The organism is Streptoverticillium olivoreticuli subsp. olivoreticuli (assembly GCF_003391135.1).
Lineage (GTDB): Bacteria > Actinomycetota > Actinomycetes > Streptomycetales > Streptomycetaceae > Streptomyces > Streptomyces blastmyceticus.
This window is the reverse complement of sequence record NZ_CP031455.1, coordinates 2,266,297-2,284,978: the sequence shown is the minus strand read 5'-3', so window position 1 is coordinate 2,284,978 and position 18,682 is coordinate 2,266,297. Positions and strand designations below refer to the sequence as shown.

Sequence of the window (18,682 nt, the reverse complement as noted above, 5' to 3'; positions counted from 1 at the left end):
AAATAAAAATGCGCACCATCACGTAGCATCACTTATATGTTGAACCTGGACCGCCTGCGGACCCTCAGTGCCGTTGCCCGCCACGGCTCCGTCAGCGGTGCGGCCGACGGGCTGCATGTGACGACCTCGGCCGTATCGCAGCAGCTCGCCAAGCTGGAGCGGGAGACCGGCCAGCAGCTGCTGGCCAAGCAGGGCCGCGGCGTGCGCCTCACCGACGCCGGACGGCTGCTCGCCGACCACGCCTCGCGGATCCTCTCCCAGGTCGAGCTCGCCCAGGCCGATCTGGAGGCCCAGCGCGGCCGGGCCGTCGGCGAACTGCTGGTCGGCGCCTTCCCCACCGCGGCCCGCGGCCTCTTCCCGGCCGCCCTCGCCGAGCTGCGCCAGGCCCACCCCCAACTGCGCGCGCGGCTGACGGAGATGGACCCGGACATCGCGGTGCCGCGCGTGGTGCGCGGCGACATCGACCTCGCGGTCGTCCTCGACTGGTACAACAAGCCGCTGCCCATGCCGGAGGGCCTGGCCAAGGCGCCCCTCCTCGACGACCCCGCCGATGTCGCGATGCCCGTCGGCCACCCGCTCGCCGACCGGGACGAGGTGGACCTGGAGGAGTTCGCCGACGACGAATGGATCTCCTGGCCCAGCGGTGGGTTCTGCCACGACTGGCTGATGTTCACGCTGCGCGGCAAGGGCATCGAGCCCCGCTTCTCCCACATGGCCGAGGAACACCACACCCAGCTCGCGCTGATCGCGGCCGGGCTCGGCGTCGCCGTCGCCCCCCGCCTCGGCCGGGGACCCGTGCCGGAAGGGGTGCGCGTGGTGCCCGTGCGCCACACGATGTGCCGCCACGTCTACGCGGTGTGGCGCGCCGACGCCGACCGGAGGCCGTCGATCCGCGCGGCGGTCGACGCGCTGCGCTCGGCGGGGGAGAAGGTCTCCCAGTGGGGCGAGCGGGGCTGAGGCTCCCCTCCCCGCCGCGCCGCGGAAGCCGTCAGCCGTGCGGCAGTTTGCGGAAGTCCCAGGACGTCAGCGTCTCCGGGACCAGTCGCAGCCAGGCGTGGCGGCCGTCGTGCGGCATGGCCTGCAGGCCGAAGTACTTCGCGGCGAACAGGGCCTCCGGGGCGTCGAGCCCGGGGCACGCCCGCCCGGTGCGCGGTGCCTCGCCGACGAAGGCGGCCGTCCCGGTGAGCTCGACCCCGCGCAGTTCTCCGTACGCCCGGCCGTCGTCGATCACCGCCGCCATGCGGGCGTCGCGCCGGAGTTCGGCCCAGCGGCGGCTGCGGACGAGGGAGTACAGCCAGAGGGCGTGACCGTCCCAGACGAACCACAGAGGGGTGACGTGGGGGCTGTTCCGGCTGATCGTCGCGACCCGGCAGGTGCGCTGTTCCGTGAGGAAGGCGTCGAGCTCCGTGGAGGTCATCATGATGCGGCGGCCCCGGCGTTGGATGGTGGCCATCTGGTCTGCCCCTTCGCTCGTCTGACTGTGTGTCAGAAAGCGTGGGGCGCCTCGCGGTGCCGCGCAATGGGTGACGGTCTCTTTCCCCTGCGGGAAAATCGCGCCCAGCGCCGACCGACCCGCCTCCGTGAGGGAGCCCGCCGTGCCGTCCGAGACCGTGTTGCTCACCGTGGAATGCCAGCGCGGCGTCATAGGGCCGGACAGCGCCCTGCCCGAGCTCGCCGCCACCGCTCGCGCCTCCGGCGTCCTCGCCCGCGTCGCCCGCCTCGTCGCCGCCGCGCACACCGCGGACATCCAGGTCGTGCACGCCGTGGCCGAGCGCCGCCCCGACGGCCGCGGGGCCGGGCGCAACGCGCCGCTCCTGCGCGCCGTCGAGCGGCTGCCCGTGCGGCAATTGGCCGGCACCACGGCCGTCCGCGTCGCCGACCCGATCCCGGTCACCGACGCGGACCTCGTCGTACGGCGGCTGCACGGGCTCTCGCCCCTCGCCGGCACGGGCCTCGACGCGCTGCTGCGCAACCTCGGCTGCCGCACCCTCGTGGTCACCGGCGTCTCGGCCAACGTCGCGATCCCCAACACCGTCTTCGACGCCGTCAACCTCGGCTACACCGCGGTCGTCCCCACCGACGCCATCGCCGGGGTGCCCGCCGACTACACGGCGGCGATGATCCGCCACACCCTCGCGCTCGTCGCCGCCCTGACCACCACCGAGGATCTTCTGCGCGAGTGGCGCGGCCCCCACCGCAAGGGCTGATCACGCCAGCCGGATCGTGTCCCCCTGCACCGTGACCCGCTCCGCGGGCAGCGGCCGCTGCGCCGGCCCGTGCCGCACGCTGCCGTCCGAAGCGCTGAATTTACTGCCGTGGCACGGGCAGTTGATGGTGCCGCCCGATACGTCCCGCACCACGCAGCCCTCGTGCGTGCAGATCGCAGAGAACGCCTTGAACTCGCCCTTCACCGGCTGGGTCACCACCACCTTGCGGTCCGCGAAGACCTTCCCGCCGCCCTCCGGGATGTCGCCGGTCCTCGCCAGCGCCCCGGCCGCGGCCGATGAGGGGGCGGTGGAGGCCCCGGGGGCGGCGGGGGTCTCGGGTGACGCCGGTGCCGGGGTGCTCTTCTTGTCGCCCGAGCCGCACGCGGCGAGCGCGGCGACGAGGCCGGAGGCCCCGGCGGCCGCGACGACGGTACGACGGCTCGCGCCGGGCCCGGCCGGTGACGTGTGCGTCATGTTCGCTCCTCTGGACTTGTCGGTTCCCTGGAGTCATACGGCCCTGGTGGTGCCCGTGTTCAGTGATTCAGCGCGTTTCTCAGGAAATCCAACTCGAACAGCAGCAACTGCCCGGCCGAGCCACCACCCGCCATATGGGTCGCGCCGGACAGCGGCAGCACCGAGTGCGGCCGGCCCGCCGCCAGCAGCGCCGCGGACATCCGCAGCGTGTGGGCCGCGGCCACGTTGTCGTCCGCCATGCCGTGGACCAGCAGCAGCGGCCGGCGCAGCAGCGGCGCATCATGGATCGTGGACGAGCGGGCGTAGTTCTCCGGTTCCTCGTCCGGGTGGCCGAGGAACCGCTCCTTCCAGTGCGTGTCGTACAGCCGCTGGTCGCTCGGGGCCGCGCCCGAGACCGCCGCGTGGAAGACCTCCGGGTGCCTGAGCACCGCGGCCGCCGCGAGCGTGCCGCCGAACGACCAACCGCGGATGCCCACCCGGCCCAGGTCCAGGTCCGGGCAGTGCGCGGCCGCCGCCCGCAACCCGTCGATCTGGTCCTCCAGCACGGGCGTCAACTGGTCGCCGTGGACCGCCTTCTCCCACGCCGGTCCGCGCCCCGGCGTCCCCCGGCCGTCCACCGTCAGCACGGCGAAGCCCTGCTCGGCGAACCACTGAGCCACGCACGCCGCCCAGGTGCGCGCCCGCACGGCCAGCCGCACCCCTGGCCCGGAGTACGGGAAGAGCAGCACCGGCAGCCTCCGTGCGCCCGGCTCGTGCCAGGACGGCAGGAAGAGGGTGCCGGGCAGCTCCCGCCCGCCGAGCGTCAGGAACTCCGGTCGCGGCACGACCAGGGGATCGGCGACCAGGGAGCGGATCGTGCCGACGGGCTCGCCGTCACGGAGGACCGTCACGCAGTGCCCGTCGGGGGTCCGGCTGTCGAGCACCACCGTGGGCCCGCCCATGGCCGCGGTGTGCACCCCGGGCTCCCGGCTCAGCCGGACGAGGCCGCCCTCCGGCCCGTACGACCACACATGGCGCTCGAACGGGCCGTCCCAGGCGGTGAACAGGACCCGCTCGCCGTCCGTCCCGAGCACCTCGGCGACCTGGAGGCCGTCAGGAGTGAGGAAATCGCCGATCCTCAGCCGCCTGGTGCCGCCCCGCTCCCAGGGGACGGCCGGTGTGCCGGAGGCCGTACGGGCCGGGGTGCCGGGCACCAGCTCCACCCACGCCCGGTCGCGCCTCTCGTGCAGCAGCCGCGTCGCGCCCGTGTCCGGGTCCACTTCCAGCACGTGCAGCAGCCGCTGGTCGCGGCTCTGCACGCCGATCACCGGGCCGTGCGCGTCCCAGTGAACCGTGGCGAGATATTCGAAGGCCGCCCGGTCCCACACCACTTCGGTGCGCTCGCCGTCGAGCGTCACCACATGAAGGGTGACCTCGGCATTGGCGGTGCCGGCCGCCGGATAGCGGAAGGCCCGGGGTGGCTTCGCCGGGTCGGCCGGGTCGCCGAGATGCCACAGGGGCATGGGGGTGGGGTCCACGCGGGCGACGAGCAGGGCGTCGCCGCCGGGCGCCCACCAGTAGCCGCGCTGCCGGCCCATCGACTCGGCGGCGGCGTGCTCGGCCAGACCGTAGGCGACCTCGGGAGCCTCCGGTGCCAGACACAGCCGCTCCACGCCGTCCAGGGACATCACGCGCAGCGCGCCGTCGGTGACATAGGCGACGTGGCGGCCGTCGGGGGAGGGCCGGGGATCCACCGCCGGGCCCGCGGCGGGCAGGGGGAAGGGCGCCCCGCCGGACGTGCGGACCGCGTGGAGCGCGCCGTCGGCGGTGTGCACGACCAGCCGGACGTCCCGGTCCGTCGCGTACGACACGATGCCCCCGGACCGTTCGCGTGCCCGCTCCCGCCGGATCCGCTCCGCCTCCGGTATCTCCCCGTCCGCGGCCCGGGGCGAGGCGAGCAGCCGTTCCCGCCCGTCCTCGTACAGCCACAGCTCGCCGAGCGGGTCCAGGCCGTCCCGGGTGCGGGTGAACACGACGCGGCGGCCGTCGGGGGAGACGGTGAAACGGTTCGGGGCGCCGAGCGAGAAGCGCCGGCTGCGGGCGAAACGGCGGGGGAACGCGGAGAGATCCATGGCGGGCACCCTGACAGGGAGCGGGCGAAGGGCGCGACCGGATTCCGGGCACCACCGCAGTAGCCTGGGGCAATGCTCCCCGAAGTCATCGCCACCCGCTATGTCACGCCCTTGCGTGAGGGTGGCTCGCTCCCCGGCATCGTCGAAGCCGACGATCTCGGCACGTACGTCATGAAGTTCACCGGCGCCGGACAGGGCCGCAAGACGCTGGTCGCCGAGGTGATCTGCGGACAGCTCGGCCGCGCGCTCGGGCTGCGCGTCCCCGACCTGGCGCGGATCCAGCTCGACCCCGTCATCGGCCGGGGCGAGCCGGACCAGGAGGTGCAGGGGCTGCTCAAGGCCAGCGGCGGGCTCAACCTCGCCATGGACTTCCTGCCCGGCGCGCTCGGCTTCGACCCGCTCGCCTTCGAGGTCGACGCGGCCGAGGCCGGGCGCGTGGTCTGGTTCGACGCCCTCGTCAACAACGTCGACCGCTCCTGGCGCAACCCCAACCTGCTGGTGTGGCACGGCGAGATGTGGCTCATCGACCACGGCGCCACCATGATCTGGCACCACAACTGGCCGGGCGCGACGGCCGCGGCGGGCAAGGCGTACGACGCCTCCGACCACGTCCTCGCCTCCTTCGGCCCGGACCTGGCCGCCGCCACGGCGGACCTGGCCCCGCGGGTCACCGAGGAGCTGCTGACTGCGGTCGCCGCCGACGTGCCCGACGAGTGGCTCGCGGACGAACCGGGCTTCGACGGCCCGGACGCCCTGCGCCGCGCCTATGTGGAGGTGCTGCTGGAGCGCGCCGCGACGATCGGCGACCGCGTCACCCTCGGCGAACGCAGCAAGGACAAACCCTCGCAGGCGCCGGAGTGGGTGCGTGTCAGGCTCGACGGAAGGGCCGGGAAATGACCGGGCGCCACAACGGACGTGACGTTTTCGAGTACGCGCTGCTGCGCGTCGTCCCCCGCGTCGAGCGGGGGGAGCTGATCAACGCCGGGGTCGTCGTCTACTGCCAGGCGAAGTCCTTCGTCGCCGCCCGCGTCCACCTGGACGAGGCACGGCTGCTGGCCCTGGACCCGACGGCCGACGTCGAGGGCGTACGGGCCGCGCTGGGCGCCGTCGAGGGCGTCTGCCTCGGCGGGGAACGGGCCGGGCAGGCCGCCGGTGACGACCCGGGGCGGCGCTTCCGCTGGCTGATCGCCCCCCGCAGCACCGTCGTGCAGCCCGGACCGGTGCACACCGGCCTCACCGCGGACCCGGAGCGCGAGTCGGAGCGCCTCCTCGACCTGCTGGTCAGGTGAGCCACGAGGCGTTGACAGCGGGTGGCGGGGCTTCTAGCGTCTGATCCGCCGAAGGTACTAAGCGGTTGCTCACCCGCCGGTGCGGGAGGGCGGTCCGCCGGGGCCCCTCGGCGCCGTCGACGTTTCCGAGGTGAGGAGAGCCCCGCATGTCCACCACCGAGCAGCGCGTAGCCGTTGTCACGGGCGCGGCCCGTGGCATCGGCGCGGCGACCGCCGTCCGGCTGGCCGAGGAGGGCCGCGCGGTCGCCGTCCTCGACCTCGACGAGGCGGCCTGCGCGGACACCGTGGCCAAGATCGCGGCGGCGGGCGGCAAGGCCCTCGCCGTCGGCTGCGACGTCTCCGACTCCGCCCAGGTGGAGGCGGCCGTCGCCCGCGTCGCGGCCGGGCTCGGCGCCCCCGTGATCCTCGTCAACAACGCCGGCGTCCTCCGCGACAACCTGCTGTTCAAGATGAGCGACGACGACTGGGACACCGTCATGAACGTGCACCTGCGCGGTGCGTTCCTGATGTCGCGCGCCTGCCAGAAGCACATGGTCGACGCGGGCTTCGGCCGCATCGTCAACCTCTCCAGCAGCTCGGCACTCGGCAACCGCGGACAGGCCAACTACGCCGCCGCCAAGGCCGGCATGCAGGGCTTCACCAAGACCCTCGCCAAGGAGCTCGGCAAGTTCGGCGTCACCGCCAACTCCGTCGCCCCCGGCTTCATCGCCACCGACATGACCGCCGCCACCGCGGCCCGCGTCGGCATGGGCTTCGAGGACTTCAAGGCCGCGGCGGCGAGCCAGATCCCCGTGCAGCGCGTCGGCGAGCCCGCGGACATCGCCAACGCCGTCGCCTTCTTCACCGGCGAGCAGGCCGGTTTCGTCTCCGGCCAGGTGCTGTACGTGGCCGGCGGACCGCTCAACTGACGGGGGAGCACGGACACATGACCACACAGGACAGCGGAAAGGTCGCCCTGGTCACGGGCGCCAGCCGCGGCATCGGCTACGGCATCGCCGAGGCGCTCGTCGCCCGCGGCGACCGCGTCGTCATCACCGGGCGCAACGAGGACGCCCTCAAGGCCGCCGTCGAGTCCCTCGGCGCCGACCGGGTGCTCGGCGTGCCGGGCAAGGCGCACGACGAGGCCCACCAGGCCGCCGCCGTGGAGCGCGCCATGGAGGCCTTCGGGCGCATCGACCATCTGGTCAACAACGCCGGTACGAACCCGGTGTTCGGCCCGATCGCCGACCTCGACCTCGCGGTCGCCCGGAAGGTCTTCGAGACCAACGTCATCTCGGCGCTCGGCTTCGCCCAGCAGACCTGGAAGGCGTGGCAGAAGGAGAACGGCGGGGCGATCGTCAACATCGCCTCCGTCGCGGGGCTGGGCGCCTCGCCCTTCGTCGGGGCGTACGGCATCAGCAAGGCCGCCATGGTCAACCTCACGCTCCAGCTCGCGCACGAGATGGCACCGGGCGTGCGGGTCAACTCCATCGCCCCCGCGGTGGTGAAGACCAAGTTCGCCGCCGCCCTCTACGAAGGGCGCGAGGAGGAGGTCGTCGCCTCCTACCCGCTCGGGCGGCTGGGCGTGCCGGAGGACATCGGGGGCGCGGCCGCGTTCCTGCTCTCCGACGCCGCCGGGTGGATCACCGGGCAGACGCTCGTCGTGGACGGAGGGATCTTCCTCAACGCGGGGTTCTGAACCCTGGCGCGGGATTCCGGCCGGTCCGGCCCCCGCCCCCGGGGGCCGCGCGTCGGGCGTTGTCAGTGGTCGCCGGTAAGTTCTTCGGTGAGAACGGAACGAACCCCGGAGGTTGTTGGCGTGACCGTCACCGACATGCTGCCCGAGTCCTGGCGCGGAGTCCTCGGCGAAGAGCTGGAGAAGCCCTATTTCAAGGAGCTCACCGACTTCGTCGAGGAGGAGCGGGCGAAGGCGCCGGTCTACCCGCCGCGCGGCGAGGTCTTCGCCGCGCTGGAGGCCACGCCGTACGACCGGGTGAAGGTCCTCATCCTCGGCCAGGACCCCTACCACGGCGCCGGGCAGGGGCACGGCCTGTGCTTCTCCGTCCGGCCCGGTGTGAAGACCCCGCCCTCCTTGCGGAACATCTACAAGGAAATGCGGGACGAGCTGGGTTATGAGGTGCCGGACAACGGCTTCCTGATGCCCTGGGCCGAGCAGGGCGTCCTGCTGCTCAACGCGGTCCTCACGGTCCGTGGCGGCGAGCCCAACTCCCACAAGGGCAAGGGCTGGGAGAAGTTCACCGACGCGGTCATCCGCGCGGTGGCCTCCCGGCCGGACCCCGCCGTCTTCGTGCTCTGGGGCAACTACGCCCAGAAGAAGCTCCCGCTGATCGACGAGGAGCGCCACACCGTCGTCAAGGGCGCCCACCCCTCGCCGCTGTCGGCGAAGAAGTTCTTCGGCAGCCGCCCCTTCACCCAGATCGACGAGGCGGTGGCGGCCCAGGGCCACGAGCCGATCTCCTGGCAGATCCCCGACCTCGCCCTCTGACCCGCGGGCTCGGACCAGGCCGTGCCCGAAGGTATAAGGGCACGGCCGTCTCGCCGGGGGTGGTGAGCGCCGGACCGCCGGTGGTCAGTGTCCGTACACCTGGCCGCAGATGCGGGAGGCGTCGCTTCCCTGCTCCCAGTGGCCGTAGGTGTGCCCGAGCGAGCAGACGCCGCCGGAGCTCCGGGGCGGCGGGGCGGGCCGGGGGTCGGCGGCGCGGCCGGACGAGGGGGGTGCCTGCGGCGGGTGTTGGGGGAGAGGGGAGTCCTCGTGTGTCGGTGGCGCGGGTCGGCTCGGAGGCTCCGGAGGGTGTCCGGATGTCTCCGGCGGACGTGAGTCGTGCGACGGGGGCGAGGAGTTCTTCGAGGGGCTCCTCATGGAGTCCGAGGGGTGCGCACGGTCCGTCGGCTCCCGCGGGTCGGCCGGGTCCGCCGGTGCCGGGTCGACCGGATCCCTGGGGTCCTTAGGGTTCTTGGGGTTCCTGGGGTCCTTGGGATCCAAACCGTCCGCGGCCGTACCCGGTGGTGCGTGGGAGGTCGGATCCCGTGAGGGGTCGCCCGGCGGTCCGCCCGAGGCGTCCGGCCCGATGTCGATCAGGGCCTCGCGAGCGTGGCCCGGGCCGATCGGTCCGGCGGGGCGGGAGACGGAGTGCGGCCGGCCGTGGCCGGTGGTCTGCGGGGAGACGGCCACGCACCCGGTGGCGGCCACGAGGGCCGCTGCCACCAGGGTGGTCGCCGCGGGCAGGCGATGCATTCGGTCAACTCTGCTGCCTGGCCTGGTGTGTTGGGAACTCCCCGCATGGGTGATGTGCGCGTGTTGGTGCGGGCCATTGCTCCCCCAGCGGCGGGCTTTTCCCCAGTCCCGCCCCTTCCCGGCTGTGTCGATTTGCGGCTCCGCCGCGTGGGGGGCTTCGCCCCGCCCCCCAGCACCCTGCGGGCGCGTCCTCAGTCGCCGGACGGGCTCGATCTCACTCGCCCGTCGCCCCGTCGATCCGTTCGCGGATGAGGTCCGCGTGGCCGTTGTGGCGGGCGTATTCCTCGATCATGTGGGTGTAGATCCAGCGCAGGTCGAACTCCGTGCCGTGGCGGGGGTGGACGACCCGGTCGTCCAGGGACCGGCCGCGCGCCGCCTCGCGCGCCGCGGTGATCTCCGTCTGCCAGGTGGCGTACGCCTCTTCCCAGGTGTCCTGCCCGGTGACGTGGATATCGCCGTCGGGGTCCTCGTCGCTGTAGTAGATCGGCCCGGCGGACTCCTCTCCGGTGAGCACGCGCCGGAACCAGTTGCGCTCGACCTCGGCCATGTGCCGCACGAGCCCCATGAGGGTGAGCGGCGAGGGCGGCGTCGACGCCTCGCGGAGCTGCCGGTCGTCCAGCCCGGCGCACTTGAGGGCCAAAGTGGCGCGGTGGTAGTCGAGCCAGCTCTCCAGGCCCGGGCGTTCGCCGGAGACGGTGGGCGGTTCGGGGCGTTCATCCATGGTGGTCATGGCGCGCATCCTTCTGCCCGGGCGTACGACACCGCCACGGGTTATCCGTCCAGCATGCCGCGCAGCAGTTCCCCGACCCCGGCGTGGAGCTGCCCGGGGTCCGGGGCCTCGGTGTGGAAGGAACCGGCGACGCGGGAGAACATCATCCCCTCGCACCACGCCACGAGGGACAGGGCGTGGCGTTCGGGGTCGGAGGAGCCGTTCGCGGCCATCAGGAGTGTCAGCGGCTCGCGGAAGACACGGCCCGCCGAGTCGTAGATCCGCCGCAGTTCGGGCCGCCGGGTCGCCTCGAGCGCCAGCTCGTACCGGGCGATCAGCAGGGCGCGCTGCCCGGTCAGCGAGCGGTGCAGCGCGAGCGCGACGGCCTCGGCGAGCGCTTCGCGCCCCGCCGGCGGACCCGGCAGTCCGGGCACGCCGAGCACCTCGCTCTCGCGGTGGGCGAGCCGCCGCACCGCGGCCTCCAGCAGGGCGAGCCGGGTCCGGGCCTGGTTGGAGGTCGAGCCGAGCGGCAGCCCGGCCGCCTCGTCCACGGCACGGTGGGTCAGCCCGCGCATGCCCCGCTCGGCGAGCAGGGCGAGGGCGGTGTCGGCGATCAGCTGGGCGCGCGCGGAACCGGTGGCGGCTTTCTCGACTGGCATGCGACCCAACCTATCGCCATCACTACAACGGTAGTAGCCTCAGGATAACTACATCCGTAGTAATGGAGGGGAATCATGCGCGAGCTCCGTGCGGTCGTCATCGGCGGCGGGATCGGCGGCCTCACCGCCGCGGCCGCCCTGCACCACGGCGGCTGGACCGTCACCGTCCTCGAACGCGCCGCGGCACTCGAACCCGTCGGCGCGGGCATCGCCCTCGCCGCCAACGCCCTGCGCGCCTTCGACACCTTCGGCGCGGGCGACGCCGTACGGGCCCTGTCCGGTTGGCAGGCCGAGGGCGGGCTGCGGCTGCCGAGCGGCCGGTGGCTGTCCCGTACGAGCAACGAGGCCGCCGCCGAGCGCTTCGGCGACCCGGTCGTCGTCGCCCACCGCGCCGAACTCGTCGGCCTCCTCGCCTCGCGGCTCCCCGAAGGGGCCGTCCGCACCGGCGCCCCCGCGACGCTCGTCGACGCCGGCGGCCCGGGCCGGCCCGCCAGGGTCGCCGCCCCCGACGGCGACCTGGAGGCGGACCTCGTCGTCGGCGCCGACGGCATCCGCTCCGCCGTCCGCGCCACCCTCTTCCCCCACCACCCGGCCCCGCGCCACTCCGGGCTCACCGCCTGGCGCATGGTCGTCCCGCCCCCCGCCCGGCCCTTCCCCGCCCACGAGACCTGGGGGCGCGGCCTGCTCTGGGGCACCGTCCCGCTGCGCGACGGGCGCGTCTACGCCTACGCCCAGGCCAAGGCGGCCGCCGGCGGCCACGCGTCCGACGGCGAACTCGCCGCGCTGCGCCGCCTCTTCGGCGACTGGCACCACCCCGTGCCCGCCATCCTCGCCGCCGCCGACCCGGAGGCTGTCCTGCGCAACGACATCCACACCGCCGCCGCGCCGCTGCCCGCCTACCACCGCGGCCGGGTCGCACTGCTCGGCGACGCCGCCCACCCCATGACCCCGCACCTCGGCCAGGGCGGCTGCCAGGCCGCCGAGGACGCCGTGGTCCTCGCCCACCTCCTCGCCGAAGCCGACGGCGACCCCGCCCGCGCGCTGCCCGCCTACACCCGACAGCGCCTGCCCCGCACCATGGACGTCGTCCGCCGCTCGGCCCGCGTCGGCCGTCTCACCGCCCTCTCCTCCGCGCCCGCCTGCGCCCTGCGCACCGCGGCCCTCACCGTCGTGAACGGCTTCGGACCCCGCCTCGCCCTGCGCGGCCTCGACGGGGTGGCCGACTGGCGGCCTCCCGTACACCCGTATGCTGCACAAACGGAATCGCGCTCCCAGGAGGCTCTGTGAAGGTCGGCTGCATCGGGCTCGGAGACATCGCGGAGAAGGCGTACCTTCCCGTACTCGGCTTCCGGCCGGAGCTGGAGCTCCACCTCCACACCCGCACCGAGGCCACGCTCCACCGGGTCGCGGACACCTACCGCGTCCCGAAGGAGCAGCGCCACACCACCCTCGACGCGCTCCTCGCGGCCGGCCTCGACGCGGCCTTCGTCCACGCCGCGACCGCCGCGCACCCCGAGATCGTCACCCGCCTCCTCGAAGCGGGCGTCCCGGTCTACGTGGACAAGCCGCTCGCGTACGACCTCGCCACCAGCGAGCGGCTCGTGGCGCTCGCCCGGGAGCGCGGGGTGAGCCTGATGGTCGGCTTCAACCGGCGCTACGCACCCTCGTACGTCCAGTGCGCCGACCACCCGCGCGAGCTCGTCCTCATGCAGAAGAACCGCGTCGGCCTCGCCGAGGACCCCCGCACGCTCGTCCTCGACGACTTCATCCACGTCGTCGACACCCTGCGCTTCCTCGTGCCCGGGACGGTCGACCACGTCGACGTGCGGGCCAGGGTCCGCGGCGGGCTCATGGAGCACGTCGTGCTCCAGCTCTCGGGCGACGGCTTCACCGCCATCGGCACCATGAACCGGCTGAGCGGCTCCACCGAGGAGATCCTGGAGGTCTCCGGTCAGGACACCAAGCGGCAGGTCAGCAACCTCGCCGAGGTGACCGACCACAAGGGTCAGCCGACGGTCCGCCGCCGCGGCGACTGGGTGCCGGTCGCGCGGCAGCGCGGGATCGAGCAGATCGTGCTCGCCTTCCTGGACGCGGTGCGGGCGGGCACGGTGCTCGACGCGACGGACGCGCTGCGGACGCACGAGCTGTGCGAGCGGGTCGTGCTGGCCGCGCTGGAGCAGGCTTCTTCGTCAGCTTCTCGGCTGTGAACGGCCGGGCTTGCACACAGGGCGCCGCTTGAGACGGCGAACCACTCGCCAACAGACGTACAGCACCACACACCCCGCCGCGCCGGCCGGCGTCCAGTCGCCCGCGCGCACGTACGGGCTCGTGCCCCCTGCCAGCGGGACGTCATAGACCGCCGCCGCGCTGCGGTCCGTGCCCAGGCGGGGGCCGAGCGTCCGGCCGTGCGCGTCGGTCGCCGTGCTGACGCCCGTCAGGGTCGCGTGGATCATCGGGCGCCAGGTCTCGGCGGCGCGGAAGGACGCCAGGGAGGCGTGCTGTTCAGGGGCCCAGCTGTGCTGGAAGGTGGAGGTCGAGGACTGGGCGACGAGTACGGCCGCGCCGTCGTCCGCCAGCTTCCGGCTCATGTCGGGGAACGCCGACTCGAAGCACACCAACGGGCCGATCCGCAGCTCCCCCTGACGGGTGGGCACCCGCATCACCACCTGGTGGGTGCCCCGCATGCGGTCCTCGCCCGCCGCCTTGCCCACCGAGGTGGCCCAGCCGAGGAGCGAGCGCGCCGGTACGTACTCCCCGAACGGCACCAGCCGCATTTTGTCGTAGCGTTCGCCCGTCGGCCCGTCCGGTCCGACCAGTACGGAACTCTTGAAGATGCCGGGCCGGTCCGAGCGCCGCGCGTCGACGTTCACCAGCAGGTCGGCGCCGACGGCGCGGGACAGCGCGGCCAGCCGGTTCCGCAGGTCGGCACTGCGGCCCAGGTCCTCGCCGACGCTGCTCTCGCCCCACACCACCAGGTCGACGCGCTGCCCGGCCAGCCGGCGGGTGAGCTCCTCCTGGCGGTCGAAGCGCCGCTGCGGACCCGAGCCGCCGGAGAACACGCCCGGTTGGACGACGGCGATCCGTACGCTGCCCGCGCTCCGCGGCCGAGGGGCCCACAGCCATACGGCGGTGACGGACAGTACGCACGCCAGCACCCCCGCCAGGCCGGCGGCCGATCCGGTCGTACGTGCGCCGGGCGGCCAAATCAGCAGGGTGACAGCGGTGTTGAGCGCCACCAGGAGGAAACTAACCAGCCAGATCCCGCCTACCGAAGCGACCTTCAAAGCGGGTGCGACCTGCCACTGACTCGCCCCGAACACCCCCCAGGGACCTCCCAAATACTCCCAGGAACGGGCAAGTTCGACCATCAACCAGCCGGACGGCACCAGCAAGAGAGCGGCCGCGGCCCGGCCTGCCCCAGGTGAGCCACTCAGCAGCCGATGCGCGAGCACGCCCCACGGGGCCCACAGCAGCCCCAGCAGTGCGGCCAGCACCAGAATGAAGATATGGAGGCTCGGTAGCAGCCAGTGATGGACGGCCAGCAGGAAGCCCGCGCCGCCGAGCCAGCCGTCGAGGGCCGCCCGGCGCGCGGTGGCGGCCGAGCGGATCAGCAGCAGCCATGGAACAAGGGCCACATAGGCAAGCCACCACCACGCCGGCACCGGGAACGTCAGCGCGGGCAGGGCGCCCACCAGGGCCGAAGCGGCAGCGCGCGGCCAGGGGCGGGTGAGAAGAGCGGCGCACCGCTCGGCCGACGGCGTGATCGCCATCCCGTGCCTCCCTGTGACCCGACGGCCCTCGGGCCTCGGAGATCGTCGATCATTCGTCCGTCCCACGCGTGAGCGAGTTCCGGCCATCCCCGGGATCTTCGAACAGCGCGGGCGGCTGAGGAAAAAACCCCGACAACGGCGTGCAATATTCAACCGTTCCTACCCACCTGGAAAATGCCTTTGGCTTGATTCGATCAAAAACGGTCCATTGTGAACCTTGCGTCCCACGCTGGAAAGGTGTGACCGGGTATGTGCGGCGGGTTATCCGTGGTCCACCATGGGCAGGTAACCGCGCAAAAGTGGACAGGAACGCTGTGAGTCGGCCTGGGGAGGCGGCGTGACAGGCGTGCGAGACCGTATGGCAGTGCAGCCCTTGGAGAGCCTGCCCTTCTACTGTCCGATACCGCCGGCCGTCCATCCTCGCGTCCGGGAGATCGATGACGCCTCGGTGGACTGGATGCTCGAACGGGAGCTCGATACCTCGTCCCATCAGCGGCAGCGTCTCATCAGGTGCGACTTCGGCGGGCTGACCGCCAAGACCATGCCCTACGGCCAGACCGGCCCGCTGGGCGTGGTCGCGAAGCTGCACTCGGTGCTCTTCTCCTTGGACGACGCCGTCTGCGACGAGGCGGGTGCGACGGCTCACGGTCTGGCGCATGTCACCTCGCGCATCATGCGGGTGCTGGAGGCGCCCACTCCGCACTGGCCGGACGACACGCCCCACGCGGCGGCACTTCGCGCCATCCGTATGGAGCTCGACGAGCACGCGACCCCGCGCCAGCTGCGGCGCTGGACCGAAGGCATGCGCACCTATCTGTCCGGTCTGGTGTGGGAGGCGGCCTGCCGCCGCGACCGGGCACTGCCCTCCGTCAATGACTACGCCGCGATGTGGATGCGCGCGATCGGCATGGCACCGTCCACGGCGCTCATGGACATCGCGGGTGGCTATGAACTCCACGACCACGACCTCGACCGGCCCGAGGTCCGGGCCCTCACCGAGATGACCTGGACCCTCGTGGCCTGGGACAACGACTTCTACTCACGGAACAAGGAGATCCAGCGTGCCGGTGACAACCTCAACCTGATCGACGTCCTCGCCCAGGAGCGGGACTGCGAGCCCGCCCGCGCCCAGGAAGAGGCCATGGCGATGCGCGACCGCGTCATGACCCTCTTCCTGCGCTTACGCGAACAGCTCTGGTCACGGGCCGGAGTGGAGCTGCGCTGCTATCTGGTGGCGCTGGGCCACTTCGTCCGGGGCCATCTCGACTGGGCCTCGGAGTGCGCCCGCTACGCCGACCCGTACGGCAAGGCCGTCGCCCGATGGTGGAAGTCGGCCCCCTCGGACGACAGCCTGGCACCCTTGCCCATTCCCTCCATCGCCTGGTGGTGGGAACAGCTGGAGGGCATGTCCTACCAGCGCCGCAGCCAGCTCCGGAGCGACCGCCACCACGACCGCGACCCCGGCGCGGTCGGGGCGTGGGCCGGGGGAGCGGGGGTCGCCACCGGCTGCACCGGCTGAGCGACCCGGTCCGGCGCCGCCGGACCGGGCTTCTCGGCGGCCTCCGGTGGCGCCGGCTGCTGAGGCGTGAACTTGGCGGGAAGTTCCAGCAGATGACGGGACATCAGCGCGGAGGAGTACCTCAGCTCCGACTCCTCCACCGCCATGGTGAGGTCGGGCAGTCGCAGGAGCAGGGCGTCGATGCCCGTGTCCGCGATCGCCCGGCCCACATCCTGGCCCGGGCACTCGTGCTGGCCCCCGCTGAAGGCCAGGTGCGAGCGGTTGCCGTGGATGGGGATGTCGGGGTCGGGGCGGACCACCGTGTCCATGTTGGCGGCGGCCAGCCCCAGCACCAGGGCGTCGCCCTCCTTGATCTGCTGCCCGGCCAGCTCGGTGTCCTGCGTCGCCCAGCGGCCGAGGATGGTGATGAACGGCGGCTCGTCCCACAGCACTTGCTCGACGGCGTCCGGCAGCGTCATATGGCCGCCCGCGAGCGAGGCCCGGAAGCGGACGTCGGTGAGCACCATCTTCAGCGTGTTGGCGATGAGGTTCGCCGTGGTCTCGTACGCCGCGATCAGCACCAGCCGCAGATGCTGCTGCACCTCGTCGTCCGTGAGCCCGGCCGGGTGCTCCAGCAGCCAGCTGGTGAAGTCGGCGCCCGGCTCGACGTGTTTGCGGGCCACGAGCTTGCGGAGCGTCTCCTGGACGTACTCGTTGCTCTCGACCGCCGTCGCGGACCCCTTGATCATGTCCCGGGCGGCGTTGACCAGCCGGGGGCCGTACGCCTCCGGCATGCCGAGCAACTGGGTCATCGCCATCATCGGCAGCTGCTCGGCGAACTGGTGGACGAGGTCGGCGCGGCCCGACGCGCAGAAGCGGTCCACCAGTTCATTGGAGAAGCGGGTGACGTACCGCCGGATCCCGCGCTTGTCGAAGCGGGCGATGCTGTCGTTGACCGCTCCGCGCCAGCGCTCGTGCTGCTGCCCGTCGGCGAAGACGCAGACCGCCTGCCAGGTGGCGATCGGCGCCAGTGGGTGAGTGGGCGTCAGGCGGCCTTCGCGGGCCTCGCGCCAGAGCCGGGAGTCGCGGGAGAACCGCGAGGGGGTGCGGGCCACGTCGAGGTTCTCGCGGTAGCCGAGGACCAGCCACGCGGGGAGGTCGCCGTGCAGCAGGACGGGCGCCACCTGGCCGTGCTCCTTGCGGAGCCGCTCGTACAGCCCCATGGGGTTGTTCTCGGCCTCCGGCCCGTACAGCCGTGTGACACCGCCCGGGCCGTGGGCCGCCGGGCACTGGGGGGGAGGCACGACGGCTGCGTCGGCGCGGGAGTGTTCTGGGGGGAGGTTCACTGGGGCTCCGGGGAGACGGTCGTGAGGGTGTAGAGATAGCGCATGAGGGTGAGCAGGGTGTCGCGGCAGGAGGCGCGGTCCCGGGCGTCGCACTCGACCATGGGCACGGAATCGTCGAGGTCCATCGCCGCCCGCAGCTGTGCCATGGGGTAGGTGGGGGCCTCGGGGAAGCGGTTGACGCCGACGACGAACGGCACACCGCGCTCCTCCAGGCGGCCGATCACGTCGTAACTGACCTCCAGCCGCCGGGTGTCGAGCAGCACCACCGCGCCGAGGGCGCCCTCGAAGAGGCCGTTCCACAGGAACCAGAAGCGCTCCTGACCGGGGGTGCCGAACAGATACAGCACCAGCTGCTCGTTGATGCTGATCCGGCCGAAGTCCATGGCCACGGTGGTCTCGGTCTTGTGCTCGATCCCTGCGAGGTCGTCCACACCGACCCCGGCCTGGGTCATCGTCTCCTCGGTGGTCAGGGGCCGGATCTCGCTGACCGCGCCCACCAAGGTCGTCTTGCCGACCCCGAACCCGCCGACGATGACGACCTTGACGGCCGCGGTGGCCGAGGCCGGCAGGACGTCCTCGCTGCGTGGCCCCGCATGGATGTCGGGGCCACGGGCGTCAGAGCCTTTGCAGTCCATTCATCACCGCCTCCAGAAGTTGGACGTCGGGCAGTGCCGCCGCCGGCACCGGCGGCCGGGCCTCCACCTGGCTGCCGGCCAGCAGCTCCGTGAGCAGCAGGGTCAGCGTGCTGACCGGCAGTTCCAGATAGGCCGATATCTCGGCGACGGACAGTGGGTAGTCGCACATCCTGACAATGGCGGCGTGCTCGGGCTGGAGCCCGGGGTCGGTCTCCGTCCGGGACACGATCAGCGTCACCAGGTCGAGCTCCGCCTTCTTCTCCCCGCGGGCCTGACCGCCGGTGAGGATATACAGCCGGTCCGGACTGCCTGGCGCCGTCGCGGGGTCGGGTCCGGCGCCGCTCATGTCACCGACCCGCTGACCCGCGGCGGGCTGGTGAGGTGCGATCCGATGCGGGCCACCAGGTCCCGCATCCGCATCCCCATCAGCTCGGCGTCCACGTCGTCGTCGGCCAGCACCGCCAGGAACGCCCCGGCCCCGGCGGCCATCAGATAGAAGAAACCGCCGTCGACCTCGATGACGACCAGGCGCATCTGCCCGTCCCCGTGCGGGAATTCCGCGGCGATGGCCGTCGAGAGACTCTGCAGACCGGCGCAGGCGGCGGCGAGGCGGTCCGCGGCATCCGGATCCGTGCCGTGCTGGGCCATGCGCAGGCCGTCCGAGGACAGCACGATCACGTGGCGGGTCTGCGGAACACTGGTTGCCAGGTCCTTGAGCATCCAGTCCATGTTGAACCGCGGCTGCGTCA

Annotated in this window: 21 protein-coding genes; 10 read left to right on the top strand and 11 right to left on the bottom strand. The window is 72.6% G+C overall.

What is annotated here, in order from left to right; translation table 11 throughout:
* Positions 1-36 precede the first annotated feature (36 nt).
* Positions 37-957, top strand: coding sequence for a LysR family transcriptional regulator (locus DXZ73_RS09340; protein ID WP_116210549.1), 921 nt, complete (start codon positions 37-39; stop codon positions 955-957).
* A gap of 31 nt (positions 958-988) precedes the next feature.
* Here DXZ73_RS09340 and DXZ73_RS09335 read toward each other — a convergent pair whose 3' ends face one another.
* Positions 989-1,453, bottom strand: a complete 465-nt coding sequence (locus tag DXZ73_RS09335; RefSeq protein WP_116210548.1) for a pyridoxamine 5'-phosphate oxidase family protein — start codon at positions 1,451-1,453, stop codon at positions 989-991.
* 142 nt (positions 1,454-1,595) lie between these two features.
* Here DXZ73_RS09335 and DXZ73_RS09330 point away from each other — a divergent pair, with 142 nt between their 5' ends.
* On the top strand, positions 1,596-2,207 hold the full coding sequence (locus tag DXZ73_RS09330) for an isochorismatase family protein (RefSeq protein ID WP_240351278.1): 612 nt from the start codon (positions 1,596-1,598) through the stop codon (positions 2,205-2,207).
* Here the strand turns inward: DXZ73_RS09330 and DXZ73_RS09325 are convergent, their stop codons facing one another.
* Positions 2,208-2,681: a Rieske (2Fe-2S) protein gene (locus DXZ73_RS09325; protein WP_116210546.1), complete on the bottom strand. Its 474-nt coding sequence runs from the start codon at positions 2,679-2,681 to the stop codon at positions 2,208-2,210.
* A 59-nt stretch (positions 2,682-2,740) separates the two neighbouring features.
* Positions 2,741-4,792: a S9 family peptidase gene (locus tag DXZ73_RS09320; protein ID WP_116210545.1), complete on the bottom strand. Its 2,052-nt coding sequence runs from the start codon at positions 4,790-4,792 to the stop codon at positions 2,741-2,743.
* A 72-nt stretch (positions 4,793-4,864) separates the two neighbouring features.
* Between DXZ73_RS09320 and DXZ73_RS09315 the strand changes: the two genes are divergently transcribed.
* The 5 genes from DXZ73_RS09315 to DXZ73_RS09295 all read left to right on the top strand — a co-directional run bounded on the left by DXZ73_RS09315 (position 4,865) and on the right by DXZ73_RS09295 (position 8,566).
* A complete protein-coding gene (locus DXZ73_RS09315; RefSeq protein ID WP_116210544.1) occupies positions 4,865-5,689 on the top strand; it encodes a HipA family kinase in 825 nt (274 codons plus the stop codon).
* Positions 5,686-6,081 (top strand): DUF3037 domain-containing protein, encoded by a 396-nt coding sequence (locus DXZ73_RS09310; protein ID WP_116210543.1) that lies wholly within the window; start codon positions 5,686-5,688, stop codon positions 6,079-6,081. Before DXZ73_RS09315 ends, DXZ73_RS09310 begins: the two co-directional genes overlap by 4 nt.
* Positions 6,082-6,227: 146 nt before the next feature.
* On the top strand, positions 6,228-6,989 hold the full coding sequence (gene fabG / locus DXZ73_RS09305) for a 3-oxoacyl-ACP reductase FabG (RefSeq protein ID WP_116210542.1): 762 nt from the start codon (positions 6,228-6,230) through the stop codon (positions 6,987-6,989).
* A 17-nt stretch (positions 6,990-7,006) separates the two neighbouring features.
* Entirely contained in the window at positions 7,007-7,759 is a 753-nt protein-coding gene (locus DXZ73_RS09300; protein WP_116210541.1) for an SDR family oxidoreductase, read from the top strand.
* A gap of 120 nt (positions 7,760-7,879) precedes the next feature.
* Complete coding sequence (locus tag DXZ73_RS09295) at positions 7,880-8,566, top strand: uracil-DNA glycosylase (protein ID WP_116210540.1); 687 nt, start codon at positions 7,880-7,882, stop codon at positions 8,564-8,566.
* Positions 8,567-8,650: 84 nt separating this feature from the next.
* On the opposite strand, the gene DXZ73_RS38020 is transcribed toward DXZ73_RS09295, so the two are convergent.
* From DXZ73_RS38020 to DXZ73_RS09285, 3 genes are all read right to left on the bottom strand, one after another.
* Positions 8,651-9,316 (bottom strand): hypothetical protein, encoded by a 666-nt coding sequence (locus tag DXZ73_RS38020; RefSeq protein ID WP_162890127.1) that lies wholly within the window; start codon positions 9,314-9,316, stop codon positions 8,651-8,653.
* Positions 9,317-9,530: 214 nt separating this feature from the next.
* Positions 9,531-10,046, bottom strand: coding sequence for a DinB family protein (locus DXZ73_RS09290; RefSeq protein ID WP_116210539.1), 516 nt, complete (start codon positions 10,044-10,046; stop codon positions 9,531-9,533).
* A gap of 41 nt (positions 10,047-10,087) precedes the next feature.
* A complete protein-coding gene (locus tag DXZ73_RS09285) occupies positions 10,088-10,684 on the bottom strand; it encodes a TetR/AcrR family transcriptional regulator (RefSeq protein WP_116210538.1) in 597 nt (198 codons plus the stop codon).
* A gap of 75 nt (positions 10,685-10,759) precedes the next feature.
* On the opposite strand from DXZ73_RS09285, the gene DXZ73_RS09280 reads away from it, so the two are divergent.
* Positions 10,760-11,971: an FAD-dependent monooxygenase gene (locus tag DXZ73_RS09280; RefSeq protein ID WP_116210537.1), complete on the top strand. Its 1,212-nt coding sequence runs from the start codon at positions 10,760-10,762 to the stop codon at positions 11,969-11,971.
* Complete coding sequence (locus DXZ73_RS38755; RefSeq protein ID WP_205519139.1) at positions 11,968-12,891, top strand: Gfo/Idh/MocA family protein; 924 nt, start codon at positions 11,968-11,970, stop codon at positions 12,889-12,891. The genes DXZ73_RS09280 and DXZ73_RS38755 overlap by 4 nt, the downstream gene beginning before the upstream one ends.
* On the opposite strand, the gene lnt is transcribed toward DXZ73_RS38755, so the two are convergent.
* Positions 12,874-14,454: an apolipoprotein N-acyltransferase gene (lnt, locus tag DXZ73_RS09265; protein WP_205519138.1), complete on the bottom strand. Its 1,581-nt coding sequence runs from the start codon at positions 14,452-14,454 to the stop codon at positions 12,874-12,876. The two genes, DXZ73_RS38755 and lnt, sit on opposite strands and share 18 nt — an antisense overlap.
* A gap of 358 nt (positions 14,455-14,812) precedes the next feature.
* Here lnt and DXZ73_RS09260 point away from each other — a divergent pair, with 358 nt between their 5' ends.
* Entirely contained in the window at positions 14,813-15,973 is a 1,161-nt protein-coding gene (locus tag DXZ73_RS09260; RefSeq protein ID WP_116210535.1) for a terpene synthase family protein, read from the top strand.
* Here the strand turns inward: DXZ73_RS09260 and DXZ73_RS09255 are convergent.
* From DXZ73_RS09255 to DXZ73_RS09240, 4 genes are read right to left on the bottom strand one after another with little or no spacing between them, the layout of a single operon-like run.
* A complete protein-coding gene (locus DXZ73_RS09255; RefSeq protein ID WP_240351277.1) occupies positions 15,865-17,256 on the bottom strand; it encodes a cytochrome P450 in 1,392 nt (463 codons plus the stop codon). The genes DXZ73_RS09260 and DXZ73_RS09255 overlap by 109 nt on opposite strands.
* A 38-nt stretch (positions 17,257-17,294) precedes the next feature.
* Positions 17,295-17,933 carry a GTP-binding protein gene (locus DXZ73_RS09250; protein ID WP_116210533.1) on the bottom strand — a complete coding sequence of 213 codons (639 nt, stop codon included), beginning with the start codon at positions 17,931-17,933 and terminating at the stop codon, positions 17,295-17,297.
* A complete protein-coding gene (locus DXZ73_RS09245; RefSeq protein ID WP_116210532.1) occupies positions 17,914-18,279 on the bottom strand; it encodes a DUF742 domain-containing protein in 366 nt (121 codons plus the stop codon). Before DXZ73_RS09245 ends, DXZ73_RS09250 begins: the two co-directional genes overlap by 20 nt.
* Positions 18,276-18,662 carry a roadblock/LC7 domain-containing protein gene (locus DXZ73_RS09240; protein WP_425315908.1) on the bottom strand — a complete coding sequence of 129 codons (387 nt, stop codon included), beginning with the start codon at positions 18,660-18,662 and terminating at the stop codon, positions 18,276-18,278. The genes DXZ73_RS09245 and DXZ73_RS09240 overlap by 4 nt, the downstream gene beginning before the upstream one ends.
* Positions 18,663-18,682 lie beyond the last annotated feature (20 nt).

Bases quoted from the DNA above. Each gene is read 5' to 3' on its own strand.
- DXZ73_RS09320 (WP_116210545.1), bottom strand. From the start codon at position 4,792: ATGGATCTCTCCGCGTTCCCCCGCCGTTTCGCCCGCAGCCGGCGCTTC.
- DXZ73_RS38020 (WP_162890127.1), bottom strand. From the start codon at position 9,316: ATGCATCGCCTGCCCGCGGCGACCACCCTGGTGGCAGCGGCCCTCGTG.
- DXZ73_RS09335 (WP_116210548.1), bottom strand. From the start codon at position 1,453: ATGGCCACCATCCAACGCCGGGGCCGCCGCATCATGATGACCTCCACG.
- DXZ73_RS09325 (WP_116210546.1), bottom strand. From the start codon at position 2,681: ATGACGCACACGTCACCGGCCGGGCCCGGCGCGAGCCGTCGTACCGTC.
- DXZ73_RS09290 (WP_116210539.1), bottom strand. From the start codon at position 10,046: ATGACCACCATGGATGAACGCCCCGAACCGCCCACCGTCTCCGGCGAA.
- DXZ73_RS09315 (WP_116210544.1), top strand. From the start codon at position 4,865: ATGCTCCCCGAAGTCATCGCCACCCGCTATGTCACGCCCTTGCGTGAG.
- DXZ73_RS09280 (WP_116210537.1), top strand. From the start codon at position 10,760: ATGCGCGAGCTCCGTGCGGTCGTCATCGGCGGCGGGATCGGCGGCCTC.
- DXZ73_RS09340 (WP_116210549.1), top strand. From the start codon at position 37: ATGTTGAACCTGGACCGCCTGCGGACCCTCAGTGCCGTTGCCCGCCAC.
- DXZ73_RS09245 (WP_116210532.1), bottom strand. From the start codon at position 18,279: ATGAGCGGCGCCGGACCCGACCCCGCGACGGCGCCAGGCAGTCCGGAC.
- DXZ73_RS09250 (WP_116210533.1), bottom strand. From the start codon at position 17,933: ATGGACTGCAAAGGCTCTGACGCCCGTGGCCCCGACATCCATGCGGGG.
- DXZ73_RS09260 (WP_116210535.1), top strand. From the start codon at position 14,813: ATGGCAGTGCAGCCCTTGGAGAGCCTGCCCTTCTACTGTCCGATACCG.
- lnt (WP_205519138.1), bottom strand. From the start codon at position 14,454: ATGGCGATCACGCCGTCGGCCGAGCGGTGCGCCGCTCTTCTCACCCGC.
- DXZ73_RS09300 (WP_116210541.1), top strand. From the start codon at position 7,007: ATGACCACACAGGACAGCGGAAAGGTCGCCCTGGTCACGGGCGCCAGC.
- fabG (WP_116210542.1), top strand. From the start codon at position 6,228: ATGTCCACCACCGAGCAGCGCGTAGCCGTTGTCACGGGCGCGGCCCGT.
- DXZ73_RS09310 (WP_116210543.1), top strand. From the start codon at position 5,686: ATGACCGGGCGCCACAACGGACGTGACGTTTTCGAGTACGCGCTGCTG.
- DXZ73_RS09240 (WP_425315908.1), bottom strand. From the start codon at position 18,662: ATGGACTGGATGCTCAAGGACCTGGCAACCAGTGTTCCGCAGACCCGC.
- DXZ73_RS09285 (WP_116210538.1), bottom strand. From the start codon at position 10,684: ATGCCAGTCGAGAAAGCCGCCACCGGTTCCGCGCGCGCCCAGCTGATC.